This is a genomic window from Streptomyces albireticuli (assembly GCF_002192455.1).
Lineage (GTDB): Bacteria > Actinomycetota > Actinomycetes > Streptomycetales > Streptomycetaceae > Streptomyces > Streptomyces albireticuli_B.
Genome location: NZ_CP021744.1, coordinates 6230690 through 6245124 on the forward strand (window position 1 = coordinate 6230690; position 14435 = coordinate 6245124).

Here is a 14435-nt window from a genome sequence, read left to right on the forward strand (position 1 = left end):
CACGAAGGTGACCACCACGCTGCGCCCCACCGCACCCGAACAGCGCACACCCGACGGAGGCCGGGCCCGCTCCTACGAGGTCTGCGTCAACAGCAGGCCTGTCGGCCGGATCGACCTCGCCACGGACGCCCGCTTCGGCTCCCGCGTCGGCCGGATCACCCACCTCCGGATAGACCCGCGCGACCGGCACCGCGGCCGGGGCACCGTCGCCGCGCTCGCCGCCGAGGAGGTGCTGCGAGGCTGGGGATGCCGCCGCGTCGAGATCTCCGTCGGCGCGGCGCAGCGGGTCGCCCTGGGCCTGGCCGGTGCCCTCGGCTACGTCGAGCGCAACCGCAACATGGCCAAGACACTGACGGCCGCCCCCCGGCTGCCCGAGGGCACCGACGGGCGGCCGATGACCGCCGACGAGTTCACCGCCTGGGAGCGGCACGCCAAGGAGGCCTACGCCCAGGACTGGGCCCGCCGGGGCGTCCCGCCCGAGCAGGCCCGCGCCAAGGCCGAGGCCGACCACCGCGGCGCGCTCCCCGACGGCCTGGCCACCCCCGGCGCGCTCCTCAGCGTCCTCACCCACGCGGGAGAGCCCGTCGGCACCCTCTGGGTCACCCTGCGCGCCGCCTCGGACGCCGACCCCGGGGACCCGGGCGCGTACGTCTACGACATCGAGGTCGCCGAGGCGCACCGCGGCCACGGTCACGGACGGTCGCTGATGCTGCTGGCCGAGGGCCAGGCGCTGAGGGCGGGGGAGACCCGGCTCGGCCTCAACGTCTTCGCGGGCAACACCCCGGCCCTGCGGCTCTACGAGTCGCTGGGCTACCGGCCGACCGAGTTCCACCTGTACAAGGCGCTGCTCTGACCGCCGGGCCGGCGCACGGGCGTCAGCCCAGCAGCCGGTCGGCGATCTCCTCGATCCGCTCCCGCAGCCCCGACTGGTCCTTGCTGCCGTCGAGCAGCTTCCCGCCGATCTCGTAGGTCGGGGTGCCCCGCACCCCGATCGCCTTGCCCTCGGCCTGGTCCGCGTCGACGACCAGCAGGTGCCTGCCGTCGATCAGCGCGGTGTCCACCTCCTCGGCGTCCAGCCCGAGCTCGGCGGCCACCGCGACGAGCAGTTCCTCGCCCCGCTCGGCCAGCTCCTCGGCGCGGCCCAGCACCGCCTCCGCGTACGCCCAGCCCTTGCCCTGCCCGGCGGCCTCCTCGGCGGCCTGCGCGGCGGCGTAGGAGTGCTTGTGCTTCTCCAGCGGGAAGTGCCGCAGCCGGATCTCCAGCCGGTCCCCGTAGCGGGCGCGCAGCGCGCGGAGGTCGTCGAGGGCGCTGCGGCAGTCGGTGCACTGGAGCTCGCACCAGACGTCGAGGGTGGCGCGGGCGGAGTCGGAATCGCTCATGGGGCCAGTCTCCCAGGCCCGGGGCCGGGCGGCCCCGGGAGGGGACCGTCTCCGGGGCGACCCGGAGATCTCCCTGAGGCCGTCGTCCGGACCTGGCTGCCGGGGTACCGGCCGGTGCAGGATGGGAGAAGAGCCCCATTTCCGTACGGGAGCAGGAGAGCCGGATGCTGACCACGATCATCTGCGCCGCGGTGACCGCGGCCGGCCTGGGCCTCGCGGTGCTGACCGCCCGGCGCCGCCGCTACCGGGCCGCCACGCGCACCGCCGCCTACGCCCTGGTGCCCCTCGGGCTCCTCATGACCGGGATCCTCGACTGGATAGCCGGCCTGGTCCTCAAGCCCACCGTCTGGGCGGGCTTCGGGGTGCTGGCGCTCTCCGCCCTGCTGTTCACGGTGAGCAGGGTCGCCGAGCGGCGCGCCGTCGCCGCCACGGGGAGTGACGCCGTGGCCCCCGCCGCCTCCGCTCCGTCACTGGGCCCGGGCCGCCGGACGCCCGCCCCCCGCCCCGCCGAACGGAAATCCGGCACGGGCGAGGACTTCTCCGACATCGAGGCAATTCTGAAAAAGCACGGAATATAAAGCGAACCCGCCCGCACGCCCGGCGCACTGCCGGGGCGTCAGCTTCCGGGATGCGCTCCGCGCTCTCTCCGGCACCTGTTTCCGTACATTTATCGGGGCACTACACATTCCCGGCCGGCGTGAATCGCCGCGGAACGCCGCCGTCAGCCCGCCGCGCCCTTGCGCCGCGCCCGGTACGCCGCCACATGCAGCCGATTACCGCACGTACGCCCGTCGCAGTAGCGCCGCGAACGGTTCCGCGACAGGTCCACGAACGCCCGCCCGCAGTCCGGCGCCTCGCACTGCCGCAGCCGCTCCCGCTCACCCGCCACCACGAGGAAGGCCAGCGCCATCCCGCCGTCCGCCGCGAGGTGCTCGGCCACCGCGGCGCCCGGCGCGAAGTAGTGCACATGCCAGTCGTAGCCGTCGTGGTCCGTCAGCCGCGGCGTCGTACCCGCCTCCGCGACCATCGCGTTCAGCAGCTCCGCCGCGGCCGCCGTGTCCTTCGCGGCGAACACCTCGGCGAACCGGCCCCGCACGGCCCGCACGGCCGCGAGGTCCCGCTCCCGGAGCTCACCGACCCCGCTGACGTCGTTGCGCTCGACGAAACCGCGCAGCGCCGCGAGGTCCGCGAGCCCCTCCCGGACCGTGCCGTCCGGCCCGGGGGCCGCGGTGTTCACGAGATCGACGACGGCGTCGAGCGCGCACCGGGTGTCATGGTTGATCAGCACGGTTCGTTCGCTCCCTGGCCGACTGGAGTGGCGCGGCGGCTGTTCGATCGGTTCGATCAGGGAGACGACTCTAGCGGCTCCGCAGCGCGACGGCGCCGTCGCCCGCGGTGGATCCGCGGCGACGGCGCCGTCGCGCCACGCCCTTCGTGCCGGCCGGCGCGCCCGACCCCCGAGTGGGCGGGCGCGCCCGGTGTCACACCGTCCGGACTCAGCTCTCCGCGAGGATGTGCGAGAGCTCCGTGTCCAGATCGAAGTGACGGTGTTCGGTGCCCGGCGGCACCGCGGCGTCGGTCCGCTTCAGGAACGACTCCAGGGCCCGCGCCGGGGCCTCCAGCAGCGCCTCCCCCTCGGGGGAGCTCAGGGCGATGCACACGACGCCCTGACCGTGGCTGCGGGACGGCCAGACACGGACGTCTCCGGTACCGGTGGGCCGGTGCAGGCCTTCGGCCAGCAGATCTCTGGCGAAGACCCACTCCACCGTCTCCTCGGCTCCGGTGTGGAAGGTGGCGTGAACGGCATACGGATCGGCCGTGTCGTACCGCAGGCCTGCGGGGACAGGCAGTGAGGATTCACTCGACACGACGAGGCGCAAGTGCAGCTCGCAGCTGACCGTGGTGTTCATAAGCGCCAGGGCCTTTCGCTCAGTGTGCGCTCGGGGATTCGCACGTCGGCGAAATCGACATGCCACCTACGGTGCCGTTGTAAACCCCTCTGACCGTTTTGAGACTCTTCGGATACCTCGTACGGCCCAGCCGCTCGCCCGCTAATACCGCCATTCCAGTGAGTTCCGGTTCGGTCCGGTAGGTTAGGGCGTATGAATGCGGAGAGTGACGAGCGGCGGCCCGCCGCGAAGGCCGGAACCCCGGGAACCCCGGGCACGGACGCGGATGGCGCCACGGCCGACGGGGACAACGGCACGACGGCGGAACCCGCCCTCGGATCGCGCGCTCCCCACTTCATCAAGCGCTCCCGGCCCCTGCACGTCAGCTGGCAGGTCGGCGTCTTCGTGGTCGGCCTCGCCGTCGTCGTCGCGGGCATCATCATGCTGCCCCTGCCCGGCCCCGGCTGGCTGGTGATCTTCGGCGGCATGGCGATCTGGGCCACCGAGTTCGTCTGGGCCCAGCTCGTCCTCCGCTGGACCAAGCGCAAGGTCACCGAGGCCGCCCAGCGCGCCCTCGACCCCGCGGTCCGCCGACGCAACATCATCCTCACCACCGTCGGCCTGGTGATCGTCGCGGCCCTCGTCGCCGTCTACGTCTGGAAGTACGGCATGACCATGCCGTGGAAGGCCGGCCGCTGACCCCTCACCCTGGTTCGGAACACCGTCTGACATGCGGTAATGTTTGCGGTGCGCCCGGGCGATTAGCTCAGCGGGAGAGCGCTTCGTTCACACCGAAGAGGTCACTGGTTCGATCCCAGTATCGCCCACGTCGAAACCGGCGGTACGCAAGGAAGACCCCTTGCGTACCGCCGGTTTTTTGTGTGCCCTGAAGCCGTGACCGTCGAACCCCGCACCTCCCGGACCGGCCGCCACCACTACCGCTTCCACAGCGAGTGGGACCTCGCCGTGGCACCCGCCACCGTCTACGCCTGCCTCGGCACCCCCGACGACTACCCGGCCTGGTGGCCCCAGATACGCCAGGTGACCCGCACCGGAACCGGCCCCGACACCGGCACCGCCCGCATCCGCTCCTTCCTCCCCTACGAGCTCACCGTCACCGTCCGCGCCGGCCGCCAGGACCCCGCCGCCCGCGTCCTGGAGATCACCATGACCGGCGACGTCGAGGGCTGGGCCCGCTGGACCGTCCTGCCCCGCCACCCCACCGGCACCCACCTCCGCTACGAACAGGCCGTCGAGGCCCGCAGACCCCTCCTGCGCCTCCTCGCCCTCCCCGCCCGCCCCCTCCTGCGCGCCAACCACACCTGGATGATGCGCGGCGCCCGGCGCGGACTCAGGGCCCGGCTGGCACCCCACACGGAAGGAATTTGATGCGGCGGCGCCAGGGCCTGTATTGTTCAGTGCGTCGCCGGGGGAAACACCGGGGACAGACCCGGGCGATTAGCTCAGCGGGAGAGCACTTCGTTCACACCGAAGGGGTCACTGGTTCGATCCCAGTATCGCCCACCCCGGCAAGGCCGGTCCGTCACCAGACGGACCGGCCTTGCGCGTTCCACCCGAAGGACACCGACCGGACCGGACCGCCGGACACGGGCCGGCCCGCCACGACCCGCCACCGCTCACGCCGCCGCCGACATCGCCGGCCGCAGCGGCCACGCCGGATCGCACGCCTCCTCCGTACCGTTCCGCGCGAACCACGCCTGGAGCCCCCGCGCCTGCGCCGCGTGCCACACCGCCTGCCGGGCGTGCAGCTCCGCCGGACTCAACCGCTCCAGCCGCTCCGCGAACCTGCGCCCCACCGCCCGTACGACCTCCAGCGCCGCCAGCGCGTCCGCACCCGCGTCGTGCGCGCCCGCCAGCTCCACCCCGTACTGCGCGCTCAGATCCGAAAGCGTCCGCCGGCCCTTCCGGTACCGGTCCAGATGCTTGTCCAGCACCCAGGGATCCAGCACGCACAGCGGGGCCGCCGCCAGATAATCCGCCAGCGTCGACGCCCGGTGCCGCCGCAACTCACGGTCCAGCAACGTCAGATCGAACGGCGCGTTCATCACCACCAGGGGTATCCCCCGCGCCGCGTGCCCCGCGAGCGCCCGCGCCACCTCCTCCATCACCGGCGCCGGCCACCGCCCCTGCCGCTGGAGGTGCTCGTCCGTCAGACCGTGTATCGCCGTCGCCCCCGGCGGCACCGGCACCCCGGATTCACCAGCCACCGCGTCGTGATCGGCTGTGCGCCCGCCGCCGACTGCACCACCAGCGCCGCCGACACGATCCGGTCACGCTCGACGTCCACCCCGGTGGTCTCGGTGTCGAACGCGGTGAGCGGCCCCTCGAACCAGCACATGTCCCAACTCCTCGCGCTTGCCAGGGGACTGGCGTGATTCCGCCCTCCCGGCCAGGTGATACCCGGCCCACAGGTCCGGCGAACCGCCTTTGTTTGCAGTGGAGTTGCAAAGGAGACAACACATGTGTACGGACCGAAGGTCCTGACGCCCGGAGGGATTCGGACATGGCGTTCCCGCGCCCCGAACCGAGCGGGCTGCTGCCCGGACGGACCGCCCCACCGCGCGGCGCGCTCGCCACCACCGCCTGCATGGAGACGCTCCAGGTCGGCTATCTGCACGCCGTCGCCGCCGCGGCGGGCTGCTCACTGGCCCAGCCGTTCCCCGACTACGGCATCGACTGGCACATCAGCCACACCGCCCCCGGCGGCCATGGCATAGACGACGAAGTCACCATCAAGGTGCAGCTCAAGAGCACCTACCAGCTCACCCCCGCCCCCACCACGCCCACCTTCTCCTTCACCCTCGACAACGACCACCTGGCCAAGCTCGCCCGCACCCCCGTCTCGGTCCACAAGATCCTCGTCGTGATGATCGTCCCGCGCGCCCGCGACGACTGGCTGCGCGCCGGCCACGACCGCCTCGAACTGAGGCACTGCTGCTACTGGACCAACCTCGCAGGCCACCCCGTGACCGGCAGACGCAGGACCACCGTGCGGATACCGACCGCACGCGTCTTCGACGACCGCGCGCTCTGCGAGATCATGACGCGGGTCGGAGCGGGAGGGAGACCCTGATGCACCGGCCACCGCACGAGCCCGTACGACCCGCCCGCACCCCCGCCCCCGAGCAGGCCGACCCCCTGGTCCTGGGCGCCCTGCTCGCCCGCCACGGCTGGCGGCGGCGCGGCGGGAGCTCCGGCGCCTCCTACAGCCGCTGGACCCCGCCCGAAGGAGGCGGCACCAGCCTCCTCCTCCCCGCGAGCCGCTCCTTCCCCGACAGCGCCGACCTGCTCGCCGAGGCCCTCACCGCACTGGAGCGCAGCCCCGCCCCGTCGGCCCGCGACATCCTGCTGTCGCTGCGCGTGCCCGGCGACGAGATCCACTGGACGCGCGACGTACCCGAACCCGCCGTCCCGGCCGCCGCCTGGGCCGCCCAGGAACGCCTGCGGGCCGGCGCCCGCGCCCTGCTCCTCGCCGCCGCGCTCGCCGCCCACGACCGCGCCGGCTACCACGGGGCCCGCCACCGCCGCCCCGCCGAGGCGACCCTCGACGGCCTCCTCACCGGCCCCGCCCCGAGCGGCCGGGAACTCACCGTCTTCCTGCCCGTCGGCCCCGGCGACCCCGGACCGGAACCCTCCGGCCGGACGGTCACCACCACCCTGCTGCGCGCCCTGTACGCCACCCGCGACGCCACGGACCACCAGCGCGCCACAGGAGGCCGGGACGCCTTCGCCGCGGCGGTCGAGGACGGCGTCTGCCAGGAGCTGACCGAGGCCCTCGGCACCCTCCTCCGCGGCTCGGCGGGCATCCGCATCGCCCTGCACTGGTCCCCGGCCGCGGGCCCGCCCGAGGGCTTCGCCGCGCACCCCGAGCCCGTGGAGTTCACCCCCGGCGACCTCCCCGCGCTCCGGGAGGCCGGCGCCCGCTACATACGCGACGAACCCTCGGTACCCGTGCGGCTCACGGGCGCCGTGGTGCGCATGCGCCGGGACGACCCCGCCGGGCCGGGCGTGGTGCGGCTCCGCGTCCTCGCGGGCGCCGAGGTCCCCCAGGTCCGCGTCGCCCTCGGCGAGGACGACTACCGCATCGCGGGCCACGCCCACCTCGTCGGCGTCCCGGTCCGGGTCAGCGGCCGGCTGGAGAGCCGGGCCGGCTTCCGCCGGCTGGCGGAGGCCTCCGACGTCACGCCCGTAGAGGTGGACGAGGCCGAGCGGGACCGCTTGCTGAAGTCCCTCCACGAGAACCTCGACCTCTTCCAGGACTCCCGCGAGGACGACCGCCCCGAGGGCTGACCGGGCACAGGCGGGGACGGCGCTCCCGGCGGCCCGCCGGGAGCGCGACGCAACCGTTTCGCGACCAAGGGGCCGGGCTCGGTACGATTCAGGCGCGCGGCATCCGCCCGCGCGACCCCTTGAGTCAGGAGAGACCGGTGTCAGACGTCCGTGTGATCATCCATCGCGATTCCGAGCGGGAAGAGCGCGTGGTGACGACGGGCACTACTGCCGCCGACCTGTTCGCCGGGGAGCGCACCGTCGTGGCCGCACGCATCGCGGGCGAGCTGAAGGACCTCGCGTACGTCGTGCTCGACGGCGAGGAGGTCGAGCCGGTCGAGATCTCCTCCAAGGACGGCCTCGACATCCTGCGCCACTCGACGGCCCACGTCATGGCCCAGGCCGTGCAGGAGCTCTTCCCCGAGGCCAAGCTGGGCATCGGCCCGCCGGTCAAGGACGGCTTCTACTACGACTTCGACGTCGAGAAGCCCTTCCACCCCGATGACCTCAAGGCCATCGAGAAGAAAATGCAGGAAATCCAGAAGCGCGGGCAGAAGTTCTCCCGCCGCGTGGTGACCGACGAGGCGGCGCGCGAGGAGCTCGCCGGCGAGCCCTACAAGCTGGAGCTCATCGGCCTCAAGGGCTCGGCCTCGCACGCCGACGGCGCGGACGTCGAGGTGGGCGCCGGCGAGCTGACCATCTACGACAACCTGGACCCGAAGACCGGCGAGACCTGCTGGTCGGACCTGTGCCGTGGGCCGCACCTGCCGACGACGCGGTTCATCCCGGCGTTCAAGCTGATGAGGAACGCCGCCGCGTACTGGCGCGGCAGCGAGAAGAATCCGATGCTCCAGCGCATCTACGGCACCGCGTGGCCGACCAAGGACGAGCTGAAGGCGCACCTGGAGTTCCTGGCCGAGGCCGAGAAGCGCGACCACCGCCGCCTGGGCTCCGAACTGGACCTCTTCTCCATCCCCGAGGAGATCGGTTCCGGTCTGGCCGTCTTTCACCCCAAGGGCGGCATCATCCGCCGGGTGATGGAGGACTACTCGCGCCGGCGTCACGAGGAGAGCGGCTACGAGTTCGTCTACACGCCGCACGCGACCAAGGGCAAGCTTTTCGAGAAGTCCGGCCACCTGGACTGGTACGCCGACGGCATGTACCCGCCCATGCAGCTCGACGAGGGCACGGACTACTACCTGAAGCCCATGAACTGCCCGATGCACAACCTGATCTTCGACGCGCGCGGGCGTTCGTACCGTGAGCTGCCGCTGCGCCTGTTCGAATTCGGCACCGTGTACCGGTACGAGAAGTCGGGCGTCGTGCACGGTCTGACCCGTGCCCGTGGCTTCACGCAGGACGACGCGCACATCTACTGCACCCGCGAGCAGATGGGCGAGGAGCTCGACACGACGCTCACCTTCGTCCTGGACCTGCTCCGTGACTACGGTCTGACCGACTTCTACCTGGAGCTGTCCACCAAGGACCCGGAAAAGTTCGTCGGTAGCGACGAGAACTGGGAAGAGGCCACCGAGACCCTGCGCAAGGTCGCGGAGAAGCAGGGCCTGGAGCTCGTCATGGACCCGGGCGGCGCGGCCTTCTACGGCCCGAAGATCTCGGTCCAGGCGCGGGACGCGATCGGCCGTACGTGGCAGATGAGCACGATTCAGCTGGACTTCAATCTGCCGCAGAGGTTCGATCTCGAGTACACGGCGGCTGATGGCACCAAGCAGCAGCCGGTCATGATCCACCGTGCGTTGTTCGGCAGCATCGAGAGGTTCTTCGCCGTTCTGCTGGAGCACTACGCGGGCGCGTTCCCGGCGTGGCTGGCCCCGGTCCAGGCGGTCGGCATCCCGATCGGTGACGCCCACGTCGAATACCTTCAGGAGTTCGCGGCCGACGCGAAGAAGAAGGGCCTGCGGGTCGAGGTGGACGCGTCCTCGGACCGGATGCAGAAGAAGATCAGGAACCACCAGAAGGCCAAGACCCCGTTCATGATCATCGTCGGTGATGACGACATGGCGGCGGGCACGGTGTCGTTCCGCTACCGGGACGGGTCGCAGGAGAACGGGGTTCCCCGTGACCGGGCGCTCGCCAAGCTCGTTGATGTGGTGGAGCGTCGCGTGCAGGTGTGACGCTGGTCCCCGTGTGAGCGGGGGTGCTCCGAGGGCGCCTTTAGTGGCGTGCAGAGTGTAGACGTCGTCCCCGCTTCTGCGGGGTTAATGAAGGGGCGGCCCATCAGGGCCGCCCCTCGGCGCATCCTCACCCACACGGGGAATATGCTGCTCACCATGACGACTGAGCCGGAGCAGCAGATCGGAGTCGGCGCACCGGACGCGTTCCAGCGCCTGTGGACGCCCCACCGGATGGCGTACATCCAGGGTGAGAACAAGCCCACCGGGCCGGGCGCCGACGACGGCTGTCCGTTCTGTTCGATTCCGGCCAAGAGTGACGAGGACGGGCTGATCGTCGCCCGGGGTGAGTACGTCTACGCCGTGCTGAATCTTTACCCCTACAACGGCGGCCACCTCATGATCGTCCCGTTCCGGCACGTCGCCGACTACACGGAGCTGGACGGGCCCGAGACGGCCGAGCTCGCGGACTTCACCAAGCGGGCCATGACCGCGCTCCGCAAGGCGTCCGGGGCGCACGGCTTCAACATCGGGATGAACCAGGGGCAGGCCGCCGGTGCCGGCATCGCCGCCCACCTGCACCAGCACATCGTCCCCCGCTGGGGCGGCGACACCAATTTCATGCCCGTCGTCGGCCATACCAAGGTGCTGCCCCAACTGCTCGCCGACACCCGCAAGATGCTCGCGGACGTCTGGCCCGAGGCGTAGCCACCCTGCCCGCCTGCGTACCCCGGGGACACGCGTGAGGCAAAATCGGGCAAATATCCCCAAGCATTAATAAAGAGAAGTTCTAATGGTGCGGTGACTTTCCTTCACCGCCGCACCGTGCTGCGCGCGGCCGCGGGCGGTGCCCTCGCCGGGGCGGGCGCCGTCGGCTGCGGCCGGTCCGATGGGGACGAGGTCCGCGCGGCGGACCCGTCCGCGCGGGCGCCCGCGTCGCACGCCTCGGCGTCCGCGCCCTCGCCCGCCGCCTCTTCCCCGCCGCCCGGTCCGCGCGCCCCCGCGCTCGTAGGGCCGGTGGCTCCGGGCGTGTCCGCCCTGCCCCCGCTTCCGCCGCTGCTGCCCCCGCAGATCGAGTACGGGTCCCGCAAGGGTTCCGCCGTAGCGCTCACCTTTCATGGGCAGGGTGACCCGAAGGGTGTCACCGCGCTGCTGGCCGAGGCCGAGCGGGCCGGGGCGCGGGTGACCGTGCTGGCGGTCGGTTCCTGGCTGGACGCCGAGCCACGGATGGCGCGCCGGGTTCTCGACGGGGGGCACGAGCTGGGCAATCACACGATGCACCATCTGGACATCTGCACGATGGGGGAGCGCGCGGCCACCGCCGAGATCGTCCAGTGTGCGGAGCGGCTGCGCAGGCTGACGGGCGGGATCGGCCGGTGGTTCCGGCCGTCGCGGGCCCGGCTCGCCACCGATCGGGTGGTCCGGCTCGCGCGTAAGGCCGGATATCCGCACGTCCTCTCGTACGACGTGGACTCCCTCGACCACACCGACCCGGGCGCGGAAGCGGTCCGGCGTACGGTGCTGGGCGCGGTGCGGCCGGGGTCGGTGGTGAGCCTGCACTTCGGGCACGCCGGCACGGTCGCCGCGCTGCCCGCGATCCTCGACGGCCTGCACCGGCGCGGTCTGCGCGCGGTGACGACAACGGAGCTGCTGACCCGATGAGCCAGTCCTCGATCCAGTCCTCCCAGCCCGCTCAGTCCGCCCAGTCCGCCCGGGGCCGGCGGGGCGCGCGTTCCGGTCCGTGTCCCGGCCGGTCGCGGCCGCGCCGGGTCCGCCGGGCCCTGCTGTTCGCCGCGGCGGGTGTCCTGCTGGCGTCCGGCTGCGGCGGTTCGGGTGACGACGGGCCCGGCACCGCCGCCCGTGAGGGCGGGACCCGTAAGGCCGGTGCCGCTCCGGCGGGCCTGCCGGGGATGCCGCCGCTGCTCGATCCGAACGACCTGTACGCGGCGGACCGGCCGAACGCCCTGTCGCCGGTGGTGAAGGACTTCCCGTCGCGGGTGTACGTGCCCAACACCGAGTCGGACACGGTCAGCGTCATCGACCCGAAGACGTACAAGGTCATCGAGACGATCCCGGTGGGCAGGCAGCCGCAGCACGTGGTGCCGTCGTGGGACCTGAAGACGCTGTGGGTGAACAACGACCGGGGCCACACCCTCACGCCCATCGATCCGGCGACGGGCAAGGCGGGGAAGACGGTCGACGTCCACGATCCGTACAACCTCTACTTCACGCCGGACGGGAAGTACGCGGTGGTGATGGCGTCGATGGACCGGGAGCTGGTCTTCCGGGACGCGCACACCATGAAGCGGATGAAGACGGAGCCGGTGAACTGCAAGGGGGTGAACCACGCGGACTTCTCGCCCGACGGGAAGTACTTCATCGTCTCGTGCGAGTTCTCGGGGGAGCTGCTGAAGGTCGACACGGCGCGGATGAAGGTGATCGCCAAGCAGAAGCTGCCGTTCGAGGGGCGATGCCGCAGGACGTGAAGATCTCCTCGGACGGGAAGACCTGGTACGTCGCGGACATGATGGCGGACGGGATCTGGGTGCTGGACGGGGACAGGTTCACCGAGCCGTCGCTGATGCGGACGGGCAAGGGGGCGCACGGGCTGTACGTCAGCCGGGACTCCCGGTCGATGTACATCTCGAACCGGGGTGAGGGTTCGGTGTCGGTGCTGGACCTGCCGAGCCGCAAGCTGGTGAAGAAGTGGGAGCTGCCGGACGGGGGGAGTCCGGACATGGGCGGGGTGTCGGCGGACGGCAAGGTGCTGTGGCTGTCGGGGCGTTACGACGGTGAGGTGTACGCCATCGACACCCGGGACGGGCACCAGATCGCGCGGATCCCGGTGGGGTCGGGGCCGCACGGGCTGGCGGTGTATCCGCAGCCGGGGCGGTATTCGCTGGGCCACACGGGGATCTTCAGGTGAGCTGAGGGAAGGGGGAGGGGCCGCCGTCCGGGGACGGCGGCCCCTCCCTGTCGTTTTCTGCCGTCAGGCGTTGTAGACGTCGGCCTGGCCGGGTTTGGGGTCCTGGACGGCGCCGCTGAGGGACATCGCGCGGCCGGCGAAGCGCTCGGTGTTCACGCCGTTCTCGGCGAGGACGCGCAGGGCCGCCTCGTGGACGACGCGGAGGACGGGGGTGGTGGCGCGCAGGGCGTCGTCGGCCATGAAGCGGTGGCGCCAGGGCTTGTCGGCCCAGGCGTGGCGCAGGCCGAAGGGCTCGGGCAGGACGAGCTTGCCGCCCCAGTACTCCAGGAGGGGCGGGTACCAGGTGAGGGGGGCGCGGGCGGCGAGCCGGACGACCTCCTTGGCGGGGACGATCGACAGCTTGCGGGTCCTGGTCTCCCAGAACTTGACGGTCTTGGTGACCGTCTTGGTGCGGGGGGAGGGCTTGCCCATGAAGAGGCCGTGGACGGGGCCGAGGGCGTGGCCGGTGACCTCGATGCGGAGGGTCTTGTGGAGGACGGTGACGGTGATCAGGAGGGTGATGACCAGCTGGCCGTCCCAGAGGACGAACTGGACGCCGAGGTAGTGCCGGCTGCCGGCGCCGAACTGCTGTTCGTTGCAGATCTTCTGGAGCTCCGCGCCCCTTATCTGGAAGCCGTCGGTGCCCTCGGGGCGGGAGACGGCTCCGGCGCCCTCGCCGACGGGGGAGACGACCCAGTGCTCGACGGAGGGGGTGGGGAATCCTCCGGTGTGCAGGGGGCTGCGCTCCAGGAGGCGCAGCTGGTCGTGGATGGCGCGGACGACGTCCCAGCTGCGGAAGGGGTTGATCTCCTTGTCGGGGTCGGCGGGGACGAGCTCCTCGGCGAGCTGCCAGCTGCCCCAGCGGGTGCCCATGCCGAGGATGCCTTTGGGGCCGGCGTAGAAGGCGACGTTGCTGTGCTGTTCGGCGGCGAGCCGTTCCAGGGACTGGCGGAGCCGCTCGGCGGCGGTCTCGCCGGGGTTCTTGGGGACGGCTTCGGGGATCTTGGCGCCGATGCCGCCGCCGGAGAGGAGGCCGGTCCAGCGGTCGCGGAGGTCCTTGGCGGTGTTCTCGCAGACGGTCTTGGCCCAGAGGCCGCCGATGAGGGGGGCGATGAGCATGGCGCGGAGGTAGAGGCTCCAGAAGCCGTGGAAGGGCATCTTGACCATGAAGATCACGGCGAACACGGCGAGGGCGGCGAGCAGGGCCATGCCGAGGGCGCCGGCCCGTTTGTTCTGGGCGCCGGCGAGGGAGCGGCGGAGCTGGAAGGCGCCGAGCCAGAGGAGCACGCCGGGCAGGAAGAGGAGGCCGCAGACGAGCATGATGACGGTGAGCCGGGTGTCGCGCTGTTTGCGGATGCGGCTGGCCGCCAGACAGTGCTCGACGACGGGCTGGGGGTCGAGGCCGAAGGACTGGATCAGCGGCTTGCGGCCGCCGCCGAGGACCCTCAGCTGGACGGCGCGGGAGAAGGCCTCGCCGAGGTTCGGCTCGAAGAGCGATATGCGGGGCGGCTTGACCTCGGAGGTGGCCCAGTCGGAGTTGGCCTTGAGGAGCTGGTCCACCGGGCCGTCGCGGTAGGCGGCCGAGGCGAGTGCCTGGGTCGCCGCCGTCTGCCCGGAGGAGCCCGAGAGCGGGATCTGTGCACCCGGGCTGAAGTCGAACGCGTCCCCTGCTGCCACCGCTGCCCCCAATGCCGCGCATGCCCGATCCTGCGGCCTGCCTGACGACGGCCGCCCGTGTCATACGTGTTGGTCCGCGTGCCCAGCGTATCCGTGCGGGGTA

The 14435-nt window shown here is 71.8% G+C and carries 14 protein-coding genes, 2 tRNA genes and 2 pseudogenes; 13 read left to right on the forward strand and 5 right to left on the reverse strand.

Annotated elements, in window-relative coordinates:
- Nucleotides 1-7: 7 nt before the first annotated feature.
- Complete coding sequence (locus SMD11_RS27055; RefSeq protein ID WP_087928931.1) at nucleotides 8-853, forward strand: GNAT family N-acetyltransferase; 846 nt, start codon at nucleotides 8-10, stop codon at nucleotides 851-853.
- Nucleotides 854-875: 22 nt separating this feature from the next.
- On the opposite strand, the gene SMD11_RS27060 is transcribed toward SMD11_RS27055, so the two are convergent.
- Nucleotides 876-1379, reverse strand: a complete 504-nt coding sequence (locus SMD11_RS27060) for a DsbA family protein (RefSeq protein WP_087928932.1) — start codon at nucleotides 1377-1379, stop codon at nucleotides 876-878.
- 164 nt (nucleotides 1380-1543) lie between these two features.
- Between SMD11_RS27060 and SMD11_RS27065 the strand changes: the two genes are divergently transcribed.
- The gene (locus SMD11_RS27065; RefSeq protein ID WP_087928933.1) at nucleotides 1544-1957 is read left to right on the forward strand and encodes a hypothetical protein; all 414 of its coding nucleotides are present in this window, start codon (nucleotides 1544-1546) and stop codon (nucleotides 1955-1957) included.
- A gap of 143 nt (nucleotides 1958-2100) precedes the next feature.
- Here the strand turns inward: SMD11_RS27065 and SMD11_RS27070 are convergent, their stop codons facing one another.
- Both SMD11_RS27070 and SMD11_RS27075 read right to left on the reverse strand, forming a co-directional pair.
- Nucleotides 2101-2667 carry a CGNR zinc finger domain-containing protein gene (locus SMD11_RS27070; RefSeq protein ID WP_087928934.1) on the reverse strand — a complete coding sequence of 189 codons (567 nt, stop codon included), beginning with the start codon at nucleotides 2665-2667 and terminating at the stop codon, nucleotides 2101-2103.
- 208 nt (nucleotides 2668-2875) lie between these two features.
- Complete coding sequence (locus SMD11_RS27075) at nucleotides 2876-3289, reverse strand: SsgA family sporulation/cell division regulator (protein WP_003959770.1); 414 nt, start codon at nucleotides 3287-3289, stop codon at nucleotides 2876-2878.
- A gap of 192 nt (nucleotides 3290-3481) precedes the next feature.
- On the opposite strand from SMD11_RS27075, the gene SMD11_RS27080 reads away from it, so the two are divergent.
- The 4 genes from SMD11_RS27080 to SMD11_RS27095 all read left to right on the forward strand — a co-directional run bounded on the left by SMD11_RS27080 (nucleotide 3482) and on the right by SMD11_RS27095 (nucleotide 4792).
- Complete coding sequence (locus tag SMD11_RS27080; protein ID WP_087928935.1) at nucleotides 3482-3967, forward strand: TIGR02611 family protein; 486 nt, start codon at nucleotides 3482-3484, stop codon at nucleotides 3965-3967.
- Nucleotides 3968-4023: 56 nt separating this feature from the next.
- Nucleotides 4024-4095: transfer RNA gene (locus SMD11_RS27085), tRNA-Val, on the forward strand.
- Between the two features lie 67 nt (nucleotides 4096-4162).
- Complete coding sequence (locus SMD11_RS27090) at nucleotides 4163-4657, forward strand: SRPBCC family protein (RefSeq protein ID WP_087928936.1); 495 nt, start codon at nucleotides 4163-4165, stop codon at nucleotides 4655-4657.
- A 63-nt stretch (nucleotides 4658-4720) separates the two neighbouring features.
- Nucleotides 4721-4792, forward strand: a tRNA-Val gene (locus SMD11_RS27095).
- A gap of 113 nt (nucleotides 4793-4905) precedes the next feature.
- On the opposite strand, the pseudogene SMD11_RS27100 reads toward SMD11_RS27095, so the two are convergent.
- Nucleotides 4906-5576: pseudogene (locus SMD11_RS27100) on the reverse strand (exonuclease domain-containing protein).
- On the opposite strand from SMD11_RS27100, the gene SMD11_RS36545 reads away from it, so the two are divergent.
- From SMD11_RS36545 to SMD11_RS27130, 7 genes and pseudogenes are all read left to right on the forward strand, one after another.
- The gene (locus SMD11_RS36545; RefSeq protein WP_234366510.1) at nucleotides 5503-5664 is read left to right on the forward strand and encodes a hypothetical protein; all 162 of its coding nucleotides are present in this window, start codon (nucleotides 5503-5505) and stop codon (nucleotides 5662-5664) included. The pseudogene SMD11_RS27100 and the gene SMD11_RS36545 overlap by 74 nt on opposite strands.
- Nucleotides 5665-5792: 128 nt before the next feature.
- The gene (locus SMD11_RS27105; RefSeq protein WP_087928937.1) at nucleotides 5793-6362 is read left to right on the forward strand and encodes a DUF4365 domain-containing protein; all 570 of its coding nucleotides are present in this window, start codon (nucleotides 5793-5795) and stop codon (nucleotides 6360-6362) included.
- Entirely contained in the window at nucleotides 6362-7579 is a 1218-nt protein-coding gene (locus tag SMD11_RS27110) for a hypothetical protein (RefSeq protein WP_087928938.1), read from the forward strand. Before SMD11_RS27105 ends, SMD11_RS27110 begins: the two co-directional genes overlap by 1 nt.
- Nucleotides 7580-7716: 137 nt before the next feature.
- Nucleotides 7717-9693 (forward strand): threonine--tRNA ligase, encoded by a 1977-nt coding sequence (thrS, locus tag SMD11_RS27115; RefSeq protein ID WP_087928939.1) that lies wholly within the window; start codon nucleotides 7717-7719, stop codon nucleotides 9691-9693.
- Nucleotides 9694-9837: 144 nt separating this feature from the next.
- Entirely contained in the window at nucleotides 9838-10398 is a 561-nt protein-coding gene (locus SMD11_RS27120) for an HIT family protein (protein ID WP_087928940.1), read from the forward strand.
- Nucleotides 10399-10491: 93 nt separating this feature from the next.
- On the forward strand, nucleotides 10492-11352 hold the full coding sequence (locus tag SMD11_RS27125) for a polysaccharide deacetylase family protein (RefSeq protein WP_087928941.1): 861 nt from the start codon (nucleotides 10492-10494) through the stop codon (nucleotides 11350-11352).
- Nucleotides 11353-11474: 122 nt separating this feature from the next.
- A pseudogene (locus SMD11_RS27130) lies at nucleotides 11475-12616 on the forward strand (beta-propeller fold lactonase family protein).
- A gap of 63 nt (nucleotides 12617-12679) precedes the next feature.
- Here the strand turns inward: SMD11_RS27130 and SMD11_RS27135 are convergent.
- Nucleotides 12680-14332 (reverse strand): hypothetical protein, encoded by a 1653-nt coding sequence (locus SMD11_RS27135; RefSeq protein WP_087928942.1) that lies wholly within the window; start codon nucleotides 14330-14332, stop codon nucleotides 12680-12682.
- Nucleotides 14333-14435: the final 103 nt, after the last annotated feature.